Origin of the sequence: Brucella sp. NBRC 12950, assembly GCF_030268145.1 — a bacterium.
Lineage (GTDB): Bacteria > Pseudomonadota > Alphaproteobacteria > Rhizobiales > Rhizobiaceae > Brucella.
Window position 1 is genome coordinate 1 of the sequence record NZ_BSQC01000098.1, and the last position, 220, is coordinate 220.

A 220-nucleotide genomic window follows, 5' to 3' on the forward strand; every position below is an offset into this window, starting at 1 on the left:
TGTTCGGCTGGCTTCGTCAACGTTCCCCGCATCAAGGGCAGTCATAACGCAGTTCTGTCGGGCATCCTTGCTGCCGACAAGATTGCGGAAGCTTTGGCCGCTGGTCGTGCCAATGATGAGCCGATTGAAATCGAAAACAGCTGGCGTAACAGCGCTATCGGCAAGGATCTCAAGAAGGTCCGCAATGTGAAGCCGCTCTGGTCGAAGCTCGGAACGGTTA

1 protein-coding gene is annotated in these 220 nt (G+C 55.5%); it reads left to right on the plus strand.

Annotation, left to right across the window (positions count from 1 at the left end; all coding sequences use genetic code 11):
- On the plus strand, positions 1 to 220 hold a 220-nt coding region (locus QSJ70_RS27630; protein ID WP_502871740.1), incomplete at both ends, for an NAD(P)/FAD-dependent oxidoreductase.